Genomic DNA, 21,469 nt, shown 5'->3' with positions numbered 1-21,469 from the left:
CCGTGGTTCGACGTGGCTTCGCACAACCGAACCCGGTCCGAACCACGGGATCACGCGGTTCGGACCGGATTCGGTTGTGCGGGAGCGATCCGCGCCGCACGCGCCTCGCGCCGTCGCCTCGCCCCGCCCCGCCCCGCCCCGCTCAGGGGTACCCGAGGAACCAGAGCAGCACGATCGCGACGGGTTGCAGTCCCACGCCCACGAGCAGCCACGTCACGGCACGCCGCCGCGTCCGCACGAAGGCATCCGAGCCGAGCAGCGGCGCCATCGGCATGAGCAGCCGCGGCAGGCTCTGCTGCGGCAGGAACACCGCCACCAGGTACAGCCCGTACGCCGCCGTGAACCCGAGCACCTCCGGCCCGAGGGCGCGGACACTCCTGCGGGTCCAGAACCAGACCGCGGCCGCGAGCACCACGACGACGAGCCCGATGCCGAGCGGCCCGAGCCACGTGCCGGCCATCACGAACCACGGGGTGAGCGGCGCGAAGTGCTGCCGCCCGACGTACCCGACCCACCAGGACAGCTCGGTGTCGAGGTAGGCGTCCGGTCGACCCGTGACGACCGACGCGACCACGGGCCATGCGAGTCCCGCGGCCGCGAGGACCGCGCCGACGACGAGGACCGGCACCCGGTCGCGCCAGGGGAACGGCTCCTGCCCGCGGGACGCCCGGACCCACCGGACGACCAGGTGCACCGCGACCGCGACCGCGAGCGCGAGGACCCCGGGCTTCGTGAACGCCGCGACCACGCCGAGCGCCCCGACCACGGCGTACCGCCGACGCACCAGGGCGAGCAGCCCGCCGAACACCAGGAGCAGCAGCATCGACTCGGCGTAGGCGACCTGCAGCAGGAATCCGGTCGGCGCGAACGCGAACAGCGCGGTGGCCCACCGGGCGCGGTGCGAGCACCCCACGGCGAGGACCAACCGGTACAGCACCACGCACGCACCGGCTCCCGCGAGGGTCGCCACGGCGACGCCGACGGCCCAGAACGAACCGCCCGTGAGCGTCATGAGCGCACGGACCAGCGCGGGGAACACCGGCAGGAAGGCCCACGCGTTGGGCAGGACGTGCCCGGCCGCGTCGGTCGGCAGGGTCGTCGGGTAGCCGTGCTCGGCGATGGTCCGGTACGCCGACGCGTCCCACGAGCCCGAGAACGTCAGGAACGACGCGTGCTCGCGGTGCGAGGCGAAGTGCCACCCGTTCGCCGTCGCGACCAGGTACATCGTGGCGAGCAACACGGTGCTCACCACGCGTGAGGCCGCCCAGACGACGAGCGGGGCCGTCCACCCGCTGTGTCGACCGTGCAGCAGGGCGCGCAGTCGCGTCCCGGTCCGGGAGGCCCGGGTCGGCTCCGCCACGCTGGTCACCCGCCCGATCCTCCCAGACCACGGCGCGTGTCCGCTCTGCGAACACCGCCAGCGGCCGCCCCCAGGTTGGGCGAGTTCGGTGGAGGGCGTCCCTGGAACAACCACCAGCACAGGAGGAACGCATGCCGTTCATCACCGTCGGCTCCGAGAACGGGCACGACATCGACCTGCACTACGACGACTTCGGCTCGGGTGACCCCGTCGTCCTGATCCACGGATGGCCGCTCTCCGGTCGTTCGTGGGAGGGCCAGGTCCCGGCACTCGTCGAAGCCGGCCACCGTGTCATCGCCTACGACCGCCGCGGCTTCGGCCAGTCGTCGCAGCCTTGGGACGGGTACGACTACGACACCTTCGCCGCCGACCTCGACGCCCTCATCGACCAGCTCGGGCTGATGAACGTCACGCTCATCGGGTTCTCGATGGGTGGCGGTGAACTCGCCCGCTACGTCTCGACCTACGGCACCGCGAAGGTCGCGAAGCTCGTGTTCGCCAGCGCCGTGCCGCCGTACCTGTGGAAGTCGGACGACAACCCCGAGGGCGGCGTCGACCAGGACCTGGCCGACTGGTTCTCGAACGGCATCACGGGCGACCGGCCCGCGTTCCTGCGCGAGTTCGTCGACATGTTCTACACCGCCGGTGGCAAGCCGTCGCTCACGCACAAGCCGCTCGTCAGTGACGACCAGCGCGCCTACGACCTGGCGATCGCCGAGATGGCCTCGCCGAAGGGCACCCTCGACTGCACCGCGGCCTTCGCGACGACCGACTTCCGGGACGACCTGACCAAGGTCGACGTCCCGACGCTCGTCATCCACGGCGACGCGGACGGGATCGTGCCGTTCGAGGTCTCCGGCAAGCGGACCGCGGCGGCGATCCCGAACGCCCAGACCCACGTCATCGAGGGCGGTCCGCACGGTGTCCTGGCGTCGCACCGCGACGAGTGGAACCAGGCGGTCCTGCGCTTCCTGGCGTCCTGACCACCGCGTTGACCAGCGGCGCACGTCCCGGACGGGACGTGCGCCGCTGGCGTGTGCCGTGCCTCCCGGTCAGTGACCGATGACCGCGCGCCGGATCTGCTCGATCGGGACCTTGGGGGAGCGGTCCGCGTTCAGCAGGCCGTTCGTCTCCTGCATGGTGTCGGTCAGCTGCGTGTAGCAGGACCCGACCAGGAACGAGCTCGCCCGGATCGCGTCGTAGAGCGCGGTGATGCGCTGGACCCAGTCGTCGCCGTCCGACGCCGAGGTGTACCCCCAACCGTCCTCGCGCTGCGTGCCGGGCTGGTAGTTCACGCCGCCGAACTCGGTGAGCATGACGGGTTGGCCGCGGTCGACCGCCCCGCCGACGAGCACCCGGCGGTCGGCCGGACCGATCCCTCCGACCAGGGCGGTGCGTGCGGCGTCGTCCGCGTAGGTCTTCGCGAGGCGCTCGCCGTCGCCCTCGTAGTCGTGGATCGTGATGATGTCCGACGACGGGTGCTCCCATCCGTCGTTCGACACCACCGGGCGGGTCGGGTCGAGCGCGCGCGTGACGTCGGCGAGCGCGCGGGCGTAGGCCTGCTGCGCCGCGTTCGTCCGGATCTCCTGCACGCCCCAGCTCTCGTTGACGGGCACCCAGGTGACGATCGACGGGTGCGAGGCGTCGCGCTCGACCGCGTCCATCCACTCGGCCATGAGCCGGTGCACCGCGCGCGGGGAGAACTCGTAGGCGCCGGCGACCTCGCCCCACACCATCAGTCCGAGTCGGTCCGCCCAGTAGAGGAACCGGGGGTCCTCGATCTTCTGGTGGTTGCGGGCGGCGTTGAAGCCGAGTTCCTTGATGAGCTCGACCTCCCGCCGCAGCGCGGCACGGGAGGGCGCTGCCAGGTGCGAGTCCGGCCAGTAGCCCTGGTTCAGGACGCTCCGCACGTGCTGCGGACGTCCGTTCAGCAGGAAGGTGGGTCCGTCGACGCCCACGGTCCGGACGCCGAAGTACGACGACACCGCGTCGACCCGGCTGCCGTCACGATCGACGAGCGTGACGGTGGCGTCCACCAGCCGTGGGGTGTCCGGCGTCCAGAACAGCTCGTCCTGCGCCTGGCCGTTCGCCTGGCGTGAGATCGGGATGACCACGTCGAACTCGGTCGCGGTGTCGCCGATCGTCGACTCGACCGTGGCCAGGTACTCACCGCGCTCGTGCCAGTGAGCGTCGACGCGCAGGCGCTCGCCGCCAGTCCGGGTGCCGGTCAGGCGGACCGTCAGGCGCACGGTGGCCTGGTCGAGGTTCGTCCACCGCAGGTACCCGACGGACACGGGCGGCACGGCCTCGAGCCACACCGTCTGCCAGATGCCGGTGGTGCGGCGGTACCAGATCGCGTGCGGTTCCTCGTGCCAGTCCTGCTTGCCGCGCGGCTGGGTCAGGTCGTGCGGGTCGTCCTCGGCGCGGACCACCAGGGTGTGCGCGACGTCGTCGCCCGTTGCACCAGGGGCCCCCGTTGCGCCAGGGGCCAGTGCCTCGGTCACGTCGAACGAGAACGGGGTGTGGCCGCCCTCGTGCGTGCCGATGAGCGCGCCGTCGATCCAGACCGTGGCCCGGTGGTCGACGGCGCCGAAGTGCAGGACGAGTCGCGGTGCGCGCTCGCCGAAGCCCGCAGCGTCGAGGTCAGCGCGGGTGAGGCTTCGCGAGTACCACACGACGGGGTGGAACCCGGGTTCGTCGATGCCGGAGGCGACGGACTCGGGCGGGAACGGCACGACGATGTCCCGCGGGTCGGGGAAGCCCGCGCGCCAGGCGGGGTCGTCGCCGTCGTTCCGGAACGACCACGTGCCGTCCAGGTCGGCCCAGTGCGTGCGCAGCATCTGGGGACGGGGGTACGAGCCGTCCTGCTGGCTGGCGAGGGGGAGGCTCGGGTCAGGGGTGCTGTTGGGGGCGGCGACGGTGCCGGCGAGCGTGCTCATGGCTCCATCGTGACAAGCCGGTACATCGTTGTAAAGGGGCTCGTGACGATTCGTGGGGAGACGTGCTGCTGTCAGGCGATCGCGGCAGCGCGGGTCAGCACCATGACGTCCATGCGACCCTGCTGGACGACCTCGTCGTGCTGGTTGCGGAGCGTGACCGTCCGCTCGACGATCCCGGTGGTGCCCGAGCTGGTCAGCCGGGTGGACAGGATCTCGACGGTGCAGGTGACGGTGTCCCCGATGAAGACCGGGGCGGTGAAGCGCCAGCCGTCGATGCCGAGCAGGGCCACCGCTGATCCCTCGAACACCCCGGTGCGGGCGATCAGGCCGACGCAGAGCGAGGCGCCGAGCATGCCGTGCACGATCCGCTGGCCGTACCGGGTCCTCGCGGCGAACTCCACGTCGGTGTGGACCTGGTTGTTGTCGTTCGTCCACGACGCGAACGACACGACGTCTGCCTCGGTGATCGTGCGACCCGGGGTCGTGAAGGTCTGTCCGGCGGCGAGGTCCTCGAGGTAGTGCGGCACCTGCTCATCCTCGCACCGCCCGGTGCAGCTGTCCGAGCGCGCGCCGGGCGTCGTCGAGGTGGTGCTCGGCCGCCCGCCGTTCGACCATCGCGAGCACCCCGTAGCCGAAGGTGTCCGTGCCGGACTCCGCCGCTGCCGCCGCCAGGCGACGGTACGAGACCGCGGCGTGCTCGGCGTCGAGCACGTCGCCGAGTGTCTCCTGCACGCGACGGAAGCGTCCGAGCCGGCGCTTCCCCACGTCCGGCACGTCGCCCGCGGCCTCGAGCGCGTACCGCAGTCTTCGCGCCGCCTTGCGGACGTCGTGCAGCGGTTCGAGCCCGTCGGCAGGGAGCCCGTCGGTGCCGTCCAGCGCCCGACGCACCCGTGCGCGCTCGTGGTGGATCCGCTGCGTCGTGAAGGCCACCGCGTCCTGCTTCGCCCTGGTCCCCGCCGGAGCCCGGTCGACCAGGTCGTCGAGCTGGTCGAGCGCGCCGAACCACGCTCCGGAGCGGAGCTCGTCGCGCAGCGCCGCGACCGCTGCGCGCCGGTCCGCCTCGGCCGCTGCCCGGAGGTGGTCGAGCACCGCGGTGTCGACCGAGCCGGAGGGTGCCATCGCGACCGTGTGCTCGACCCGGTCGCGCAGGACCTCGGCGTCACGGGCGACCCCGGCGACCCGGGCGGTGGACCGGAGCCGGGCGCGCAACGACTCGGTGAGGTCGGAGTCGAGGGCGCCCCGGTACGCGGCGAGCACGCTGCGCAGTCGGCGCAGGGCCTTGCGGAACGCGTGCACGACGTCGTCGCTGTCTGCCCGGACGCGGGGGTCGACCGCCAGCAGCTCCGTGCGCAGCGGCGCGAGCACGCCGCGCACGAACGCGGCGGCACTGCCCGGTCGGGGCCGTTCGCTGCCCCCGGTGACGGGTCGTCGCACCGGAGCCAGTGTCGGCACGGGGTCGCCCGGAGCGCGGCCGTCGTCGTCCGCTGCGTCCGTCACCGCCCGTTCGACGGCGCGCACCACCTGGCCAGGACCCCCGTCGTCCGTCAGAGCCCACCACCGGGCGCTGCGGAGGAGCGCGGTGTCCCGGTCGCCCTCGTCCACCCGGACGTCGGCCACCTCGGCTCGCAGTCGTCCGTCGCGGCCATGCAACCGCACGAGCGTGGTCGTCGTGTCACGGACGCGCACCGGGCGGACCGGTCGCCCCCGGAGCACGGCCTCGACCGGGTCGCGGGGGAGCGGGGCGCCCGGCACCCCGACCGCTTCCGGGCCCTGGCCGCGGTCGACGCTCCAGCCACCGTCGCCGCCGCTGCTGCTCCCGTCGCCGCCGTCACCACCGCCGTCACCGGCATCGTCGACCTGCCTCGGCGCATCCAACGGGTCAGCGTGCAGCAGCTCGATGCCCGCGAACGCCAACGCCCGGTCGTCCGTGTCCCACAGCGTCTCGCGCACGGTGACGCTCGGCAGCCGACGGACGTCGTCGGCGTAGGGCTCGAGCGCGGGCAGCCGGCGGTCGTCCGGGATGCGCCAGGTGCGACGCGGGTCGGCGAGGGTGTCGCGGGTCGTGGTCTCCATGCCGATCAGTGTCGTCCGCCGCGGCCGCCCACCGCTCGGACGCGAGCCCGGTCTGTGGACGACAGCGGCAGGCGCGCCCGGTGTGGAGGGAGAGCCTGAGACCGAGGGACGACCGCTCGCGTAGCCTCCTGATCCATGACCGACGTCGCGCAGTGGATGGCCCGGCAACGCTGGTACGCAGCGAAGGGGGGTGTCCCGCAGCTCCGGACGATCGCCGAACTCGACGAACGCACCGACGAGGCTCGGGTGCTCACCCGCTTCGTCATCGACGACGCGGTGACCGGCTCCGTCCTGTACCAGGTCCCCGTCACCGAGCACCAGGACCCCGTCCCCGAACTCGAACACGCCCGCATCACCACGGACGAGACCTCGGACGACGCCGACCAGGACGTCCTGCCCTCGTACGACGGCCCGCACGACCCCGCGTACGCGCGGTGGCTGCTCGGGGCGATCGACCACGGCGAGGAGTCCCTCGTGCCGATCGGCACGGTCCGGTCCGCCCGCGTCCTGCGCGGCGAGCAGTCGAACACCTCGATCATCTGCGAGACCGAGGACAACGGCACCGTGATCGTGAAGGTCTTCCGCGTCCTGCACCACGGCGACAACCCCGACGTGACGACTCAGCAGGCCCTCTCCGCCGCAGGGTCGTCCCGGGTGCCACGCGTGTTCGGTGCCCTCCGTGGTGCCTGGCCCGACACCGGACGCGACGACGGCGTCGCCAGCGGCCACCTGGCTTTCGCCCAGGAGTTCCTGCCCGGGCTCGACGACGCCTGGCGCGTCGCCCTGGATGACGCTCGCCGCGGGGACTCCTTCGCGGCCGGCGCCGACCGTCTCGGTGCAGCGCTGGCCGAGGTCCACGTCACGCTCGCGGGAGCGATGCCGACCGAGCCGGCGACGCCGGAGCGGGTCGAGCAGGCCCGGGCGACGATGCTGCAGCGCCTCGAGACCGCCGCGGCCGAGGTCCCGGAGGTCGCCGAGCACGCCGATGCCGTCCGCGCCGTCTACGACCGGGCTTCCGACGTCGCCTGGCCCGACCTGCAGCGCATCCACGGCGACCTGCACCTCGGGCAGGTGCTCTCCGCACCGGAGCCGCGTGGCTGGGTCTTCCTCGACTTCGAGGGCGAACCACTGCGTCCCCTGCACGAGCGCTCGCTCCCGGACGTGCCGTTGCGCGACGTCGCCGGCATGCTGCGGTCCTTCGACTACGTCGCCGGGGCACTGGCGCACGAGACCGAACCGGTCGATGCCGCAGCGTGGGCTCACGAGGCCCGAGAAGCCTTCCTCGACGGCTACACACGTGGGATCGGCGTGGACGTCCGCGCCCACCGCGAGGTCCTCGACGCGTTCGAGCTCGACAAGGCCGTCTACGAGGTCGTCTACGAAGCCCGCAACCGGCCGACCTGGGTCGGCATCCCGGTCGCCGCCGTGGAGCGCCTGGCGGCGCGGTCCGTGCGGTAGACGCCGGGGACCACCGGAAGGGAGGCCCGTGGCGACACCGCCACGGGCCTCCCGTCCGTCCTGGGTCAGTTGACGGGTCCGGTGTACTTCTCCCCGGGGCCCGCGCCCGGCGCGTCGGGGATGGCGGACGCCTCGCGGAACGCGAGCTGCACCGAGCGCAGGCCGTCGCGCAGCGGTCGCGCGTGGTGGTCACCGATCTCGGTGGCCGCGGCGGTGACCAGGCCGGCGAGGGCGGTGATGAGCTTCCGCGCCTCGTCCAGGTCGGTCTGCTGCTCCGGGTCGTCGGCCAGCCCCACCTTGACGGCGGCGGCGCTGAGCAGGTGCACGGCGACGGTGTTGATCAGTTCGACGGCGGGGACCTCGGAGATGTCCCGGGCGGCCTCGTCGACGGTGCCGTCGGACGAGGGATCGATGGGCGGGGTGTCGGTCACGGTGCTCCTCTGTTAGACTCGACGCGGCAGATGCTGTCCGTGTGCCCGGAACGATTCGTGAGAACCAGTCCGGACCACCTCGGCATCACGAAGAGGAGTCACTCCCACCCGCGGCCACGAACCACCAGGCTACCGGGTCACCACCGCTCCGCCGGGCGTCACCGTCCGGCAGTCCGAACCGTCTGACGCAGGTCAGCCGGCGCGGAGTCGGGCGGCTGCCGAACGGGTCTCGATCCGTGCGTCAGATCTCCTCTCGTGCCGTTGTCCGGGCAAACGCCCCGGGCCACCACTGATTGAAGGAGCTCCGCATTCCCGATCCCCGTACCAACGACCGAATCCGCGTCCCCGAGGTCCGTCTTGTCGGACCCCAGGGCGAGCAGGTCGGCGTTGTCCCCATCGCCGTCGCACTGCGCCTCGCGCAGGAAGCAGAGCTGGATCTGGTCGAGGTCGCGCCGGACGCGAAGCCGCCCGTGGCCAAGATCATGGACTACGGCAAGTTCAAGTACGAAGCTGCGCAGAAGGCGAAGGAAGCCCGTCGCAACCAGGTCAACACCGAGCTCAAAGAGGTCCGGTTCCGCCTGAAGATCGACGTGCACGACTACGAGACCAAGCGCAAGCGTGCCGAGGGCTTCCTCCTCGGCGGCGACAAGGTGAAGGCCATGATCCTCTTCCGCGGCCGCGAGCAGTCGCGTCCGGAACAGGGTGTCCGACTCCTGCACAAGTTCGCGGAGGAGATCGCCGAGTTCGGCGTCGTCGAGTCCCGACCCACGCAGGACGGCCGCAACATGACGATGATCATCGCGCCGCTCAAGAACAAGTCCGACGTCAAGGGCGAGCAGAACGCCAAGCGTGCGGCCGACAAGGCCGAGCGTCGCGCGTCCGAGCACGCCGCCAAGGCGAAGCCGGAAGACGCTGCCCCGGCCGCGTCGCCGGAACCGGCCGCCGCCGAGTCGAAGGAAACGGCCACGGCCGAGTCCACGGCCGAATAGGTCTCCCCAGACCAGCCCCGCGCAGTTCTCCCGACCGCAATGGCGCGGCTCCCCATCCACCCCACGGAAAGGCACCCCCATGCCCAAGCAGAAGACCCACTCCGGGTCGAAGAAGCGCTTCAAGGTCACCGGCACCGGCAAGATCATGAAGCAGCAGGCCGGTATGCGTCACAACCTCGAGGTCAAGTCTGCCAAGCGCAAGGCTCGCCTCAACGAGGACCAGGTCCTCTCGAAGGCCGACGCGAAGAACGTCAAGAAGCTCCTCGGCCACTGAGCCCCCGGATTCGTAAAGGAACACTGCAATGGCAAGAGTGAAGAGAGCGGTCAACGCCGCCAAGAAGCGTCGCGTCATCCTCGAACGCGCCGAGGGCTACCGCGGCCAGCGTTCGCGTCTGTACCGCAAGGCGAAGGAGCAGGTCACCCACTCCCTCGTCTACGCGTACCGTGACCGCCACGCCAAGAAGGGCGAGTTCCGTCGCCTGTGGATCCAGCGCATCAACGCTGCGTCCCGTGCGAACGGCCTGACCTACAACCGCCTCATCCAGGGCCTCGCCCTGGCCGGCATCGAGGTCGACCGTCGCATCCTCGCGGACCTCGCCGTGAACAACCCGGAGACCTTCGCCGCGCTCGTCGAGTCGGCCAAGAAGGCCCTCCCGGCCGACACCTCGGCTCCCAAGGCCGCGTAGTCACCTGCCACACCTCGAAGGCCCCGATCCGTCCGCGGACCGGGGCCTTCCTGCATGCTGCGACACTGGTCGCGTGACTGATCTCCTCGAGAACCCCCGTGCCGGACGTGTCAAGGCCGTCGCCGCCCTCGCCAAGAAGGACGTGCGTGCCGAGACGGGCCTGTTCCTGCTCGAGGGACCGCAGGCCGTCCGCGAAGCGATCGCGTACGCACCCGAGCTGCTGCGTGAGCTCTACGTCACGCCCACCGCCGCCGAGCGGTACGACCTGGGCGACGCGCCCGTCGACACCTGGTTCGTGACCGAGCAGGTCCTCGCGGCGATGGCGGACACGGTGACGCCGCAGGGTGTCGTCGCGGTGTGCCAGCAGTTCCCGACGTCGGTGCGGCAGGTGTTCCCCGAGCCCGGCGCGACCGGTCTGGAGGCGCGGGTCGACCCCGCCACGAACCGTCCGTTGCCCGCGCTGGTCGCGATCCTCGAAGAGGTGCGGGACCCGGGCAACGCCGGCACGATCATCCGCGCAGCCGACTCGGCCGGAGCCGACGCGGTCGTCCTGACCGGGCGGAGCGTCGACCCGTACAACCCCAAGGTCGTCCGGTCGACCACGGGTTCCCTGTTCCACGTGCCGGTGTCGGTCGGCGTGTCGCTGGCGGACGCGATCGGGCGGGCCAAGGCACTCGGGTACACGGTCCTCGCGGCGGACGTCTCGGGCGACGACCTGCCCGCCGTCCGCGCCGAGGGGCTGCTCGACGGTCCGACGGCGTGGGTGTTCGGCAACGAGGCACGTGGGCTGACCGACGAGGACCTCACGCTGGTCGACCGCGCGGTCACGGTTCCGATCTACGGCGCCGCCGAGTCCATGAACCTGGCCACCGCGGCGTCCGTCTGCCTGTACGAGTCGGCGTTCGCGCTCCGCTCCGCCTGACTCCTCCACAGCAGGGGCCCGGTCGCCCTGTCTCCACCGTCCGCGCAGTACAGGACGGCGGTATCCCAGGGGCCGGTAGGCTTGGTGACCGTGTCAGAACCTCTCGAGATCAGCGAATCGGCCGTCGCCGACGCGGTCGACGCGGCCCTCGCCGCAGTCCGTGCCGCCACGACGGTGGCCGAGCTCAAGCAGGCCCGAGCCGAGCACACGGGCGAGCAGTCGACGCTCGCGCGCATGAACGCCTCGATGCGCAGTGTCCCGCCCGAGCAGAAGGCCCAGGCCGGCAAGCTCGTCGGTCAGGCCCGCGGCCGCGTCAACGGTGCGATCACCGACCAGGAATCGGTGCTCGCCGTCGCCGAGGAACGCGCACGACTCGACGCCGAACGCGTCGACGTCACCGCGTTGCCGTCGACCCGGACCCCGGGCTCGCGCCATCCGCTGTCGCTCCTCAACGAGACGGTCGCCGACATCTTCGTCGGCATGGGGTGGGAAGTGGCAGAAGGCCCCGAGCTCGAGCACGAGTGGTTCAACTTCGACGCGCTGAACTTCGACCAGGACCACCCCGCGCGGGCGATGGCGGACACGATCTTCGTCGAGCCCGTCGACCGCCACCTGGTCATGCGCACGCACACCTCCCCGGTGCAGGTGCGCTCCCTGCTGTCTCGTGACCTGCCGCTCTACGTGATCGCCCCCGGGCGGGTGTACCGCGCCGACGAACTCGACGCCACGCACCTGCCGGTGTTCACCCAGGTCGAGGGCATCGCCATCGACAGGGGCCTCACGATGGCGCACCTGCGCGGCACGCTCGAGCACTTCGCCCGGCAGATGTTCGGTGCCGAGGCGCAGATCCGTCTGCGTCCGAACTACTTCCCGTTCACCGAGCCCTCCGCCGAGATGGACGTGTGGCAGCCGAACGCCAAGGGCGGCGCGCGGTGGGTCGAGTGGGGTGGCTGCGGCATGGTCAACCCGAACGTCCTGCGCTCCGCCGGCATCGACCCCGACGAGTACCAGGGCTTCGCGTTCGGCATGGGCATCGAGCGGACGCTCCAGTTCCGCAACGGCCTGAACGACATGCGTGACTTCCTCGAGGGCGACATCCGCTTCTCGCAGCAGTTCGGAACGGTGGTCTGATGCGCGTCCCACTCCGTTGGCTCGGCGAGTCCGTCGACCTGCCTGATGACGTCACGCTCGAGCACGTGCACGCGGCACTCGTGTCGGTGGGCTTCGAGGAAGAAGCCGTCCACACCTTCGACCTCACCGGGCCCGTCGTGGTCGGCCGGGTGCTCGAACGAGTCCCCGAGCCGCAGAAGAACGGCAAGACCATCAACTGGTGCCAGGTGGACGTCGGCGAGCCCGAGCCCCGCGGCATCGTCTGCGGCGCGCACAACTTCGACGTCGGCGACAAGGTCGTCGTCACGCTGCCCGGCGCCGTGCTGCCCGGCCCGTTCCCGATCGCTGCCCGCAAGACCTACGGCCACGTGTCCGACGGCATGATCGCGTCGGCGCGCGAGCTCGGTCTCGGCGACGAGCACGACGGCATCCTCCGCTTCGCCGACCTCGGCATGGACCCCGACGTCGGAGCGGACGCGATCGCGCTGCTCGGCCTCGACGACGCTGCCGTCGAGATCAACGTCACGCCCGACCGCGGCTACGCGATGAGCCTGCGCGGCGTCGCCCGCGAGTACGCGCACGCCACGGGTGCGTCCTTCCACGACCCGGCGGACCGGGTCCCCTCGCACCAGGCCGAGGGCTTCACCGTGACCATCGCGGACGACGCGCCGATCCGGGGCCGCGTCGGTTCGAGCACCTTCGTCACCCGCGTCGTCCGTGGCATCGACGCCACCCGACCGACACCGGCATGGATGGTGTCGCGTCTGTCGCTCGTGGGTGTGCGCTCCATCTCGCTGCCGGTCGACATCACGAACTACGTGATGTTCGAGCTCGGCCAGCCGCTGCACGGCTACGACCTCGCCACGGTCGTCGGCGGGCTCGGCGTCCGTCGGGCGACGGCGGGGGAGACCCTGACGACGCTCGACGACGTCACCCGCACCCTCGACCCCGAGGACCTCGTCATCACCGACGACCAGGGCCCCGTCGGGCTCGCCGGCGTGATGGGCGGCGCGCGCACCGAGATCACGGCTGCGACCACCGACGTGCTGATCGAGGCCGCGGGCTTCGACCAGGTCTCGATCGCGCGCACCGCCCGGCGCCACAAGCTCCCGAGCGAGGCGTCCAAGCGCTTCGAACGCGGTGTCGACCCCCGCGTGGCGGAAGCCGCAGCGAACCGCGCCGTCGCGCTCCTCGTCGAACTCGCCGGCGGCACGGCGGACTCCCTCGGCTCGACGCTCGTCGACACCTCGGAGCGTCCCGCGGTCCCGATGCGACTGTCCCGCCCGTCCGAGCTGATCGGCGTCGAGTACACCGACTCCGAGGTCATCGACACGCTCCGCGCCATCGGGGCCGCGGTCGACACGGTCGCCGACCAGCTCCGGGTCACCCCACCGACCTGGCGACCGGACCTGACCGACGACACGACGCTGGTCGAGGAAGTGGCCCGCATCGTCGGGTACGACCGGATCCCGAGCGTCCTGCCGGTCGCGCCGCCCGGACGCGGTCTCACGGCGCACCAGCAGGCGCGTCGTCGCGTCGCCGCGGCACTCGCTGCCGACGGCCTCGTCGAGGTGGTCACGGCGCCGTTCGTGTCCGTCGCGACGACCGCCGCGTACCCGGGGATCGACCCCGCGGGCGGGCCAGCCGTGGTGCTGGCGAACGCGCTCGACAGCGAGCAGAACCTGCTCCGCCGCAGCGGTCTGCCGGCCCTGGTCGACGTCGCACGTCGCAACACGTCGCGCGGGCTCGTCGACCTGGCGGTGTACGAGACCTCCCGGGTCTTCCTGCCGACCACCGACGCCGAGCTCGGCACGTCCGACGTCCCGGTCGGTGCGGCCCGACCCGACGCCGAGCTCTTGGCGGACCTCGAGGCAGCCCTGCCCGCGCAGCCGTTCCACGTGTCCGCGCTCCTCGTCGGGCACCGCCTGGCCAAGCAGCCGGGCGTCGTCCCCGAGCCGTACGGCATCGCGGACGCCCTCGACGTCGCGCGCACCGTCGCGTGGGCGGCGGGCGCCGAGCTGACCGTGGCGCAGACGTCGCACCCGTCGCTCCACCCGGGGCGAGCCGCATCCCTGCTCGTCGGCGGGACGGTCGTGGGCGTCGCGGGTGAGCTCCTGCCCGAGCTCACCGCCGCGTCGGACCTGCCGCGCGTCGTGTCCGTCGTCGAGATCGACCTCGATGCCGTGATCGCAGCCGTGCCCGAGTCGGTGTCGGTGGCGCCGATCGTGTCCTACCCGGCTGCCACACAGGACCTGTCCCTCGTGGTCGGTGTCGACGTGCCGGCGGGGGACGTGCTCGACGCCGTCCGCGCTGGCGCCGGAGAGCTCTTGGAGTATGCTCGGCTCGTGGATGACTACCGGGGCTCCGGCGTGGACGAGGGACAGAAGTCCCTGACGTTCGCGCTGCGCTTCCGTGCCACGGACCGCACCCTGACCGCTGCCGAGGCCTCCGTGGCCCGCGATGGCGCCGTCCGACGTGCCGGCGAGCGATTCGGGGCGACCCTGCGCGACTGATCCCCCTGGGACAGCACCGCACGGGGCCGCCGCCTCCGATCCTCGACGAATCGTCCGACCAAAGGTGGAATCCCATGTCCGTATCCGTCGCCGTGGCGGGAGCCAGCGGCTACGCAGGCGGTGAGCTGCTGCGCATCCTGTCGGCTCACCCCGAGTTCGACGTCCGGACGGTGACCGCGTTCTCGAACGCGGGACAGCCGCTCATCGCGACACAGCCGCACCTGCGCTCGCTCTCGCACCTGACGCTCGTCGAGACGACGGCCGAGCACCTCCGCGGACACGACGTGGTCTTCCTCGCCCTGCCGCACGGCCAGTCCGGAGCGGTCACGGCGCAGCTGGACGACGACACCCTCGTGGTGGACTGCGGGGCCGACCACCGGCTGACCGATCCGGCCGCCTGGGAGGCCTTCTACGGCGGCGAGTACTTCGGTGCGTGGACCTACGGTCTCCCTGAACTCCTGCACGGCGCACCCACTCCGGGTTCCGCTGACGAGTGGCGCGACGTCGACGACATCGTCGAACAGAGTCGCCAACGCTCCGAGATCGCCGCGACGAAGCGCATCGCCGTCCCGGGCTGCAACGTGACGGCCATCACGCTCGGCATCCAGCCCGGGGTGCAGGCCGGTCTGGTCGAGGCGGACGACATCGTCGCCGTGCTGAGCGTCGGCCCCTCGGGCGCGGGCAAGAAACTCGCCCCGACGTACCTCGCCGCCGAGATCATGGGTTCCGCCAGCGCGTACGCGGTCGGCGGCACCCACCGGCACGTCCCCGAGATCCAGCAGAACCTGCACGTGGCCGGGGCGTCGGACGTCTCGATCTCGTTCACCCCCGTGCTCGTGCCGATGGCGCGGGGGATCCTCGCCACGACGACCGCCAAGCTCGCGCCGGGCGTCAGCGCCCGTGACGTCCGCCTCGCCTGGGAACAGGCCTACGCGGACGAGCCGTTCGTCCACCTGCTGCCGGAGGGCGAGTTCCCCCGCGTCGCCGACACGATCGGGGCGAACACCGCGCTCGTCGGGATCGCCGTGGACGAAGCCGCGGGCCGGGTCGTCGCGATCAGCGCGCTCGACAACCTCGTCAAGGGGACCGCCGGCGCCGCCGTGCAGTCGGCCAACATCGCCCTCGGGTTCCCCGAGACCCTCGGCCTCAGCGTGGACGGAGTCGCACCGTGACCGACGCAACGAACGGGGTGGACGCCCCCACGGGCCTCCAGTCCGTCAGCGACGCCGAGGGCGTGACCGCAGCCGCGGGCTTCCGCGCCGCCGGCGCGACCGCCGGACTCAAGGCGAGCGGCACGCCCGACGTGGCCCTCGTCGTGAACGACGGCCCGCAGGCGGCGGTCGCCGCGGTCTTCACGAGCAACCGCGCCCAGGCCCACCCGGTGATCTGGTCGCGTCAGGTCGTCGGCGACGGCGTCGCCAAGGCCGTGTTCCTGAACTCGGGCGGCGCGAACTGCTTCACCGGGGCCTTCGGCTTCCAGACCACGCACCTGACCGCCGAAGCCGTCGGCGAGTCCCTCGGGATCGGTGCCGGCGACGTCGTCGTCTGTTCGACCGGTCTGATCGGCCGTGGCGACCAGACCTTCCGCGACCACGTCCTGCACGGTGTCGCGCTCACGACGGACGCGCTCTCCGAGACCGGCGGCCCGGACGCGGCCGCGGCGATCATGACGACGGACACGCGTGCCAAGCAGGCCTCGGTCTCCGAGGACGGCTGGACCGTGGGCGGCATGGCCAAGGGGGCCGGGATGCTCGCGCCGGGCCTCGCCACCATGCTGGTCGTCATCACGACGGACGCGCTCCTCGACGCCGAACAGCTCGACCAGGCGCTCCGCGCGGCCACCCGCGTGACCTTCGACCGGGTCGACTCGGACGGCTGCATGTCGACGAACGACACGGTCGTGCTGATGTCCTCCGGCGCCTCGGGTGTGACGCCCGAGGTCGGCGACTTCCAAGAGGCGCTGACGGCTGTCTGCGCCGACCTCGCGCGGCAGCTCCAGCAAGACGCCGAGGGTGCCAGCCACGACATCGCCATCCACGTGGTCGGCGCGGTGTCCGAGGACGACGCCGTCACCGTCGGGCGCAGCGTCGCCCGCAACAACCTGTTCAAGGCCGCGGTGTTCGGCAACGACCCCAACTGGGGCCGGGTCCTGGCGGCGATCGGCACGACGGACGCCGAGTTCGACCCGTACGCGGTCGACGTCTCGATGAACGGCGTCCGGGTCTGCCACGAGGGCGCTCCCGACCGCCCGATCGACGAGGTCGACCTGACGCCGCGCGACACCGACGTGCTCATCGACCTCGGGGTGGGGCCGTTCGCGGCGACCATCCTGACGAACGACCTGACGCACGACTACGTCCACGAGAACAGCGCGTACTCCAGCTGATGGCCGCCGGAGACGCCCTGTCGAAACAGGAAGAACACGAGTTCGCTGCCGTCAAGGCCGCCACCCTGATCGAGTCCCTGCCGTGGCTGAAGCGCTTCTCGGGCAAGATCGTGGTCGTCAAGTTCGGCGGCAACGCGATGGTGAACGACGACCTCAAGCGCGCGTTCGCCGAGGACATGGTCTACCTGCGCTACGCGGGTCTGCACCCGGTCGTGGTGCACGGCGGCGGACCGCAGATCTCCGCCGCGCTCAAGGAGCAGGGCATCCAGTCCGAGTTCCGCGGCGGGTACCGCGTCACGACGACCGAGGCGATCACCGTCGTCCGCGACGTCCTGGCCGGCGAGGTCAACCGCGAGATCGTCGACCTGGTGAACGAGCACGGTGCCGGCCTCGGCGTCGGTGTGTTCGGCGACGGTGGCTCGCTGTTCACCGGCGAGAAGAAGGGCGTCGTCGTCGACGGTGAGAACTTCGACCTCGGCCACGTCGGGGACATCACCCACGTCGACCCGTCGGGCGTGCTCGACGCGATCCGCGCCAACCAGATCCCGGTCGTCTCGAGCATCGCGATCGACGACGCGCACCCGGACCAGGCGCTCAACGTGAACGCGGACGCTGCCGCTGCCGCGCTGGCGATCGCGCTCGGCGCCTCGAAGCTCATGATGCTCACCGACGTCCCCGGGCTGTACCGCAACTGGCCCGACCGCGACTCGATCATCGACCTCATCGCGGTGGAGGAACTCCGCGGACTCCTGCCGACGCTCGAGTCCGGGATGATCCCGAAGATGACCGCGTGCCTCGACGCCGTGGTCGGCGGGGTGGGCGGCGCGACGATCATCGACGGCCGTATCCCGCACTCGATCCTGCTCGAGGTCTTCACGCTCCGCGGCGCCGGCACCGAGGTCATCCCGGACCCGAGCCGCCGCACCGAGAACCAGAACACCCACGCCGAGATCGGCCGACGCGGACCCGCGAGCCCGATCCAGCACCCGTCCGACGACCACGACGACACGAAGGGGAACGCACGGTGACCACCGAGACGCAGACCGCAACCTGGAACGACCGGTTCGGGGCGTCGCTCATGCGATCCCTGACGCCGCCGAAGATCATGCTCGAGCGCGGCCAGGGTTGCCGGGTGTGGGACGTCGACGGCAACGAGTACCTCGACTTCCTGGCCGGCATCGCCGTCAACTCCCTCGGGCACGCGCACCCAGCACTCGTCGAGGCCATCGCCGACCAGGCCGCCAAGCTCGTGCACGTGTCGAACTACTTCGCCACGCCGCCGCAGCTCGAACTCGCGGAACGCCTCAAGCGCATCTCGGGCGCGGGCGACGCCGGCCGCGTGTACTTCGGCAACTCCGGTGCCGAGGCGAACGAGGCGGCGTTCAAGCTCGCGCGGCTGAACCGCGGCGCCGACGGTCGCAAGACCCGCATCCTCGCGCTGCAGCAGGCGTTCCACGGCCGCACGATGGGTGCCCTCGCCCTCACCGGCAAGCCGGCCCTGCAAGAGGACTTCCTGCCGATGATCCCGGGCGTCGAGCACATCGAGACCTCGGTCGCGGCGCTCGAGCACGCGATCGACGACACCGTCGCAGCGATCATCATCGAGCCGATCAAGGGCGAAGCCGGCGTCGTCGACCTGCCCGAGGGCTTCCTGGCCGCCGCACGTCGCCTGACCGAGGAGCACCACGCGCTGCTGATCCTCGACGAGATCCAGACCGGTGTCGGCCGGACCGGCTCGTGGTTCGCCTTCCAGCAGCAGGGGGTCGTCCCCGACGCCATCACCGTGGCCAAGGGCATCGCCGGCGGCTTCCCGATCGCCGCGCTCGTCACGTTCGGCTGGGCGTCCGACCTGTTCTCGGCCGGACAGCACGGGTCGACCTTCGGCGGCAACCCGCTGGGCACCCGCGTGGCCAACGCCGTGCTCGAGGAGATCGAGCGCGCCGGACTCGTCGAGTCCGCGGTCACCAAGGGCGAGCGCATCCGCCGCGGCATCACGGCGATCGGTTCGCCGCTCGTCGCCGAGGTCCGTGGCAGCGGGCTGCTCATCGGCGTCGGGCTGCACCGCCCCGCCGCGGCCGCGATCGCCGCGGCGGCGCTCGAACGCGGCCTGATCGTGAACGCCCCGAACGAGTCGAGCCTGCGGATCGCACCGCCGCTCATCGTGTCCGACGCCGAGATCGACGAGTTCCTGTCGATCCTCGCCCAGAGCATGGCGTCCGTCGAGGACGCCCACCAGGAGACCTCCGCATGACCCGCCACTTCCTCCGTGACGACGACCTGAACCAGGCCGAGCAGTCGGCGATCCTCGACCTGGCCGTCGCGATGAAGCGCGACCGCTGGGGGTCGAAGCCCCTCGCGGGACCGCAGAGCGTCGCGGTCATCTTCGACAAGTCATCGACGCGCACGCGGGTGTCCTTCCACGTCGGCATCAGCGACCTCGGCGGCAGCCCGCTCATCATCTCCACCGCCAACAGCCAGCTCGGCGGCAAGGAGACCCCCTCCGACACCGCGCGTGTGCTCGAGCGCATGGTCTCGGCGATCGTCTGGCGCACCTACGGCCAGGCCGGGCTCGAGGAGATGGCCGAGGGCACCACGGTCCCCGTCGTCAACGCGCTGTCCGACGACTTCCACCCGTGCCAGCTGCTGGCCGACCTGCTCACCATCCGCGAACACCGCGGCGAGCTCGCCGGCCAGACGATCGCGTTCGTCGGCGACGGCGCGTGCAACATGGCGCAGTCCTACTTGCTGGCGGGGGCGACTGCGGGCATGCACGTGCGGATCGGCGCACCGGCCGAGTTCAGCCCCTCGGCACAGGTCGTGACCGACGCCGAGCACCGTGCCGCCGAGACCGGCGGGTCCGTCCTGGTGGTGACCGACCCGGTGGCCGCAGTCGCCGGGGCGGACGTCGTCGTGACCGACACCTGGGTCTCGATGGGCAAAGAAGACGAGAAGCAGCAGCGACTCGACGTCTTCGGGGACTACCGCGTCGACGACGCGATGATGGCCCACGCCGCCGACGACGCCGTGTTCATGCACTGCCTGCCCGCCGACCGCGGCTTCGAGGTCACCGCCGACGTGATCGACGGCCCGCGCAGCATCATCTGGGACGAGGCGGAGAACCGGCTGCACGCGCAGAAGGCCCTCCTCGCCTGGCTCCTCGCGGCGAACACCGCGACCGCCGCGGCGAACACCTCGGCTCCCGCGCCCGCGAACCACTGACACCCACACCCCCTTCGAAGGAGATCCCATGGCAGACCGCGTCGTACTGGCGTACTCCGGAGGCCTCGACACCTCCGTCGGCATCGGCTGGCTCAAGGACGCCACCGGCAAGGACGTCGTCGCCCTGGCGGTGGACGTCGGCCAGGGTGGCGAGGACATGGACGCCATCCGCCAGCGCGCGCTCGACTGCGGCGCGGTGGAGTCGATCGTCATCGACGCGAAGGACGAGTTCGCGGACGACTACCTCGTGCCCGCCCTCAAGGCGAACGCGCTGTACCAGAAGCGCTACCCGCTGGTCTCCGCGCTGAGCCGCCCGCTCATCGCGAAGCACCTCGCCCTGACGGCGAAGCAGCTGGGCGCCGACAGCGTCGCGCACGGCTGCACCGGCAAGGGCAACGACCAGGTCCGCTTCGAGGCCGCCGTCGCCGCGATCGCGCCCGACCTGACGAGCGTCGCCCCGGTCCGCGACCTCGCGCTGACCCGCGACAAGGCGATCGTCTACGCGCAGGAGCACGACCTGCCGATCCTGCAGAGCAAGAAGTCGCCGTACTCGATCGACCAGAACGTCTGGGGCCGCGCGGTGGAGACCGGGTTCCTCGAGGACCCGTGGAACGCCCCGATCGAGGACCTTTACGCCTACACGCAGGACCCGGCCATCGCTCGCGACGCGGACGAGGTCACGATCACCTTCGAACAGGGCATCCCGGTCGCCCTCGACGGGCAGCGCTTCAGCGTGCTGCGCATCGTCCAGGAGCTGAACGCCCTCGCGGGCAAGCACGGCGTCGGACGCATCGACGTGGTCGAGGACCGTCTCGTCGGCATCAAGTCGCGCGAGGTCTACGAGGCCCCGGCCGCGATGGCGCTCATCGCCGCGCACGAAGAGCTCGAGAGCCTGACCCTCGAGCGCGACGTCAACCGCTACAAGCGGGGCGTCGAGTCGGAGTGGGCCGACCTGGTCTACGACGGCCTGTGGTTCGGCGGCCTCAAGCGCAGCCTCGACGCCTTCATCGACGACACCCAGCAGTACGTCTCCGGTGACATCCGTCTGCAGCTGCACGGCGGGCGCGCGACGGTCACGGGTCGCCGCAGCGAGCAGTCGCTGTACGACTTCGACCTCGCGACGTACGACACGGGCGACACGTTCGACCAGTCGCTCTCGAAGGGCTTCATCGAGATCTGGTCGCTCCCGAGCAAGATCTCAGCGCGCCGCGACCTGGCGAACTGAGACGGGGCGGGTGGCGGACCGCACGGTCCGCCATCCGCACCGGATGGGACACCCACTGGCACCGGCCGGGAGGCCCCACCCACCTCCGCCACGGACCGCACGACCCACGCGCACGCACCACCACCGCCGTGGTCGCGGTCCAGACCGACCACCGACAC

19 protein-coding genes are annotated in these 21,469 nt (G+C 71.5%); 14 read left to right on the top strand and 5 right to left on the bottom strand.

Going from position 1 to position 21,469, the window contains the following annotated elements:
- Positions 1 to 142: 142 nt before the first annotated feature.
- Positions 143 to 1,369, bottom strand: a complete 1,227-nt coding sequence (locus DEJ13_RS14920) for a putative hexosyltransferase (protein ID WP_181436983.1) — start codon at positions 1,367 to 1,369, stop codon at positions 143 to 145.
- Positions 1,370 to 1,491: 122 nt separating this feature from the next.
- Between DEJ13_RS14920 and DEJ13_RS14915 the strand changes: the two genes are divergently transcribed.
- Entirely contained in the window at positions 1,492 to 2,343 is an 852-nt protein-coding gene (locus DEJ13_RS14915) for an alpha/beta fold hydrolase (protein ID WP_111106509.1), read from the top strand.
- Positions 2,344 to 2,412: 69 nt separating this feature from the next.
- Here the strand turns inward: DEJ13_RS14915 and DEJ13_RS14910 are convergent, their stop codons facing one another.
- The 3 genes from DEJ13_RS14910 to DEJ13_RS14900 all read right to left on the bottom strand — a co-directional run bounded on the left by DEJ13_RS14910 (position 2,413) and on the right by DEJ13_RS14900 (position 6,372).
- Positions 2,413 to 4,299 carry a glycoside hydrolase family 2 TIM barrel-domain containing protein gene (locus DEJ13_RS14910; protein ID WP_111106510.1) on the bottom strand — a complete coding sequence of 629 codons (1,887 nt, stop codon included), beginning with the start codon at positions 4,297 to 4,299 and terminating at the stop codon, positions 2,413 to 2,415.
- Positions 4,300 to 4,370: 71 nt separating this feature from the next.
- Complete coding sequence (locus DEJ13_RS14905; protein WP_056120810.1) at positions 4,371 to 4,826, bottom strand: MaoC/PaaZ C-terminal domain-containing protein; 456 nt, start codon at positions 4,824 to 4,826, stop codon at positions 4,371 to 4,373.
- 4 nt (positions 4,827 to 4,830) lie between these two features.
- Entirely contained in the window at positions 4,831 to 6,372 is a 1,542-nt protein-coding gene (locus tag DEJ13_RS14900) for a CYTH and CHAD domain-containing protein (RefSeq protein WP_111106511.1), read from the bottom strand.
- Between the two features lie 135 nt (positions 6,373 to 6,507).
- Between DEJ13_RS14900 and DEJ13_RS14895 the strand changes: the two genes are divergently transcribed.
- Positions 6,508 to 7,830 (top strand): maltokinase N-terminal cap-like domain-containing protein, encoded by a 1,323-nt coding sequence (locus DEJ13_RS14895; protein WP_111106512.1) that lies wholly within the window; start codon positions 6,508 to 6,510, stop codon positions 7,828 to 7,830.
- Positions 7,831 to 7,895: 65 nt separating this feature from the next.
- Here DEJ13_RS14895 and DEJ13_RS14890 read toward each other — a convergent pair whose 3' ends face one another.
- Positions 7,896 to 8,261 (bottom strand): DUF1844 domain-containing protein, encoded by a 366-nt coding sequence (locus DEJ13_RS14890; protein ID WP_056120817.1) that lies wholly within the window; start codon positions 8,259 to 8,261, stop codon positions 7,896 to 7,898.
- A gap of 293 nt (positions 8,262 to 8,554) precedes the next feature.
- Here DEJ13_RS14890 and infC point away from each other — a divergent pair, with 293 nt between their 5' ends.
- The 12 genes from infC to DEJ13_RS14830 all read left to right on the top strand — a co-directional run bounded on the left by infC (position 8,555) and on the right by DEJ13_RS14830 (position 21,311).
- Positions 8,555 to 9,250 carry a translation initiation factor IF-3 gene (gene infC / locus DEJ13_RS14885; protein WP_111106513.1) on the top strand — a complete coding sequence of 232 codons (696 nt, stop codon included), beginning with the start codon at positions 8,555 to 8,557 and terminating at the stop codon, positions 9,248 to 9,250.
- A 79-nt stretch (positions 9,251 to 9,329) separates the two neighbouring features.
- Complete coding sequence (gene rpmI / locus DEJ13_RS14880) at positions 9,330 to 9,524, top strand: 50S ribosomal protein L35 (protein WP_056120818.1); 195 nt, start codon at positions 9,330 to 9,332, stop codon at positions 9,522 to 9,524.
- Positions 9,525 to 9,552: 28 nt separating this feature from the next.
- Positions 9,553 to 9,936 (top strand): 50S ribosomal protein L20, encoded by a 384-nt coding sequence (gene rplT / locus DEJ13_RS14875; RefSeq protein WP_056120821.1) that lies wholly within the window; start codon positions 9,553 to 9,555, stop codon positions 9,934 to 9,936.
- A gap of 73 nt (positions 9,937 to 10,009) precedes the next feature.
- Complete coding sequence (locus tag DEJ13_RS14870) at positions 10,010 to 10,858, top strand: TrmH family RNA methyltransferase (protein WP_056120823.1); 849 nt, start codon at positions 10,010 to 10,012, stop codon at positions 10,856 to 10,858.
- A gap of 90 nt (positions 10,859 to 10,948) precedes the next feature.
- Entirely contained in the window at positions 10,949 to 11,989 is a 1,041-nt protein-coding gene (pheS, locus tag DEJ13_RS14865) for a phenylalanine--tRNA ligase subunit alpha (protein WP_056120866.1), read from the top strand.
- Positions 11,989 to 14,481 carry a phenylalanine--tRNA ligase subunit beta gene (gene pheT / locus DEJ13_RS14860; protein WP_111106514.1) on the top strand — a complete coding sequence of 831 codons (2,493 nt, stop codon included), beginning with the start codon at positions 11,989 to 11,991 and terminating at the stop codon, positions 14,479 to 14,481. The genes pheS and pheT overlap by 1 nt, the downstream gene beginning before the upstream one ends.
- Positions 14,482 to 14,555: 74 nt before the next feature.
- Positions 14,556 to 15,653 carry an N-acetyl-gamma-glutamyl-phosphate reductase gene (locus tag DEJ13_RS14855; RefSeq protein ID WP_111106515.1) on the top strand — a complete coding sequence of 366 codons (1,098 nt, stop codon included), beginning with the start codon at positions 14,556 to 14,558 and terminating at the stop codon, positions 15,651 to 15,653.
- 62 nt (positions 15,654 to 15,715) lie between these two features.
- Positions 15,716 to 16,867 (top strand): bifunctional glutamate N-acetyltransferase/amino-acid acetyltransferase ArgJ, encoded by a 1,152-nt coding sequence (argJ, locus tag DEJ13_RS14850; protein WP_111106537.1) that lies wholly within the window; start codon positions 15,716 to 15,718, stop codon positions 16,865 to 16,867.
- Positions 16,867 to 17,895 carry an acetylglutamate kinase gene (argB, locus tag DEJ13_RS14845; RefSeq protein ID WP_258374060.1) on the top strand — a complete coding sequence of 343 codons (1,029 nt, stop codon included), beginning with the start codon at positions 16,867 to 16,869 and terminating at the stop codon, positions 17,893 to 17,895. Before argJ ends, argB begins: the two co-directional genes overlap by 1 nt.
- 50 nt (positions 17,896 to 17,945) lie before the next feature.
- Positions 17,946 to 19,118: an acetylornithine transaminase gene (locus DEJ13_RS14840; protein WP_502868738.1), complete on the top strand. Its 1,173-nt coding sequence runs from the start codon at positions 17,946 to 17,948 to the stop codon at positions 19,116 to 19,118.
- The gene (gene argF / locus DEJ13_RS14835; protein WP_111106517.1) at positions 19,115 to 20,086 is read left to right on the top strand and encodes an ornithine carbamoyltransferase; all 972 of its coding nucleotides are present in this window, start codon (positions 19,115 to 19,117) and stop codon (positions 20,084 to 20,086) included. Before DEJ13_RS14840 ends, argF begins: the two co-directional genes overlap by 4 nt.
- Positions 20,087 to 20,114: 28 nt before the next feature.
- Entirely contained in the window at positions 20,115 to 21,311 is a 1,197-nt protein-coding gene (locus DEJ13_RS14830) for an argininosuccinate synthase (RefSeq protein WP_056120831.1), read from the top strand.
- The last annotated feature ends 158 nt before the right edge of the window (positions 21,312 to 21,469 follow it).

Source organism: Curtobacterium sp. MCLR17_007, assembly GCF_003234655.2.
Classification (GTDB): domain Bacteria; phylum Actinomycetota; class Actinomycetes; order Actinomycetales; family Microbacteriaceae; genus Curtobacterium.
This window is presented reverse-complemented; position numbering and strand designations above follow the sequence as displayed.

Coding starts and splice junctions, on each gene's coding strand:
- DEJ13_RS14915 (WP_111106509.1), top strand. CDS start 1,492: ATGCCGTTCATCACCGTCGGCTCCGAGAACGGGCACGACATCGACCTG.
- DEJ13_RS14910 (WP_111106510.1), bottom strand. CDS start 4,299: ATGAGCACGCTCGCCGGCACCGTCGCCGCCCCCAACAGCACCCCTGAC.
- DEJ13_RS14900 (WP_111106511.1), bottom strand. CDS start 6,372: ATGGAGACCACGACCCGCGACACCCTCGCCGACCCGCGTCGCACCTGG.
- DEJ13_RS14895 (WP_111106512.1), top strand. CDS start 6,508: ATGACCGACGTCGCGCAGTGGATGGCCCGGCAACGCTGGTACGCAGCG.
- rpmI (WP_056120818.1), top strand. CDS start 9,330: ATGCCCAAGCAGAAGACCCACTCCGGGTCGAAGAAGCGCTTCAAGGTC.
- rplT (WP_056120821.1), top strand. CDS start 9,553: ATGGCAAGAGTGAAGAGAGCGGTCAACGCCGCCAAGAAGCGTCGCGTC.
- pheT (WP_111106514.1), top strand. CDS start 11,989: ATGCGCGTCCCACTCCGTTGGCTCGGCGAGTCCGTCGACCTGCCTGAT.
- DEJ13_RS14855 (WP_111106515.1), top strand. CDS start 14,556: ATGTCCGTATCCGTCGCCGTGGCGGGAGCCAGCGGCTACGCAGGCGGT.
- argB (WP_258374060.1), top strand. CDS start 16,867: ATGGCCGCCGGAGACGCCCTGTCGAAACAGGAAGAACACGAGTTCGCT.
- DEJ13_RS14840 (WP_502868738.1), top strand. CDS start 17,946: ATGCGATCCCTGACGCCGCCGAAGATCATGCTCGAGCGCGGCCAGGGT.
- argF (WP_111106517.1), top strand. CDS start 19,115: ATGACCCGCCACTTCCTCCGTGACGACGACCTGAACCAGGCCGAGCAG.
- DEJ13_RS14830 (WP_056120831.1), top strand. CDS start 20,115: ATGGCAGACCGCGTCGTACTGGCGTACTCCGGAGGCCTCGACACCTCC.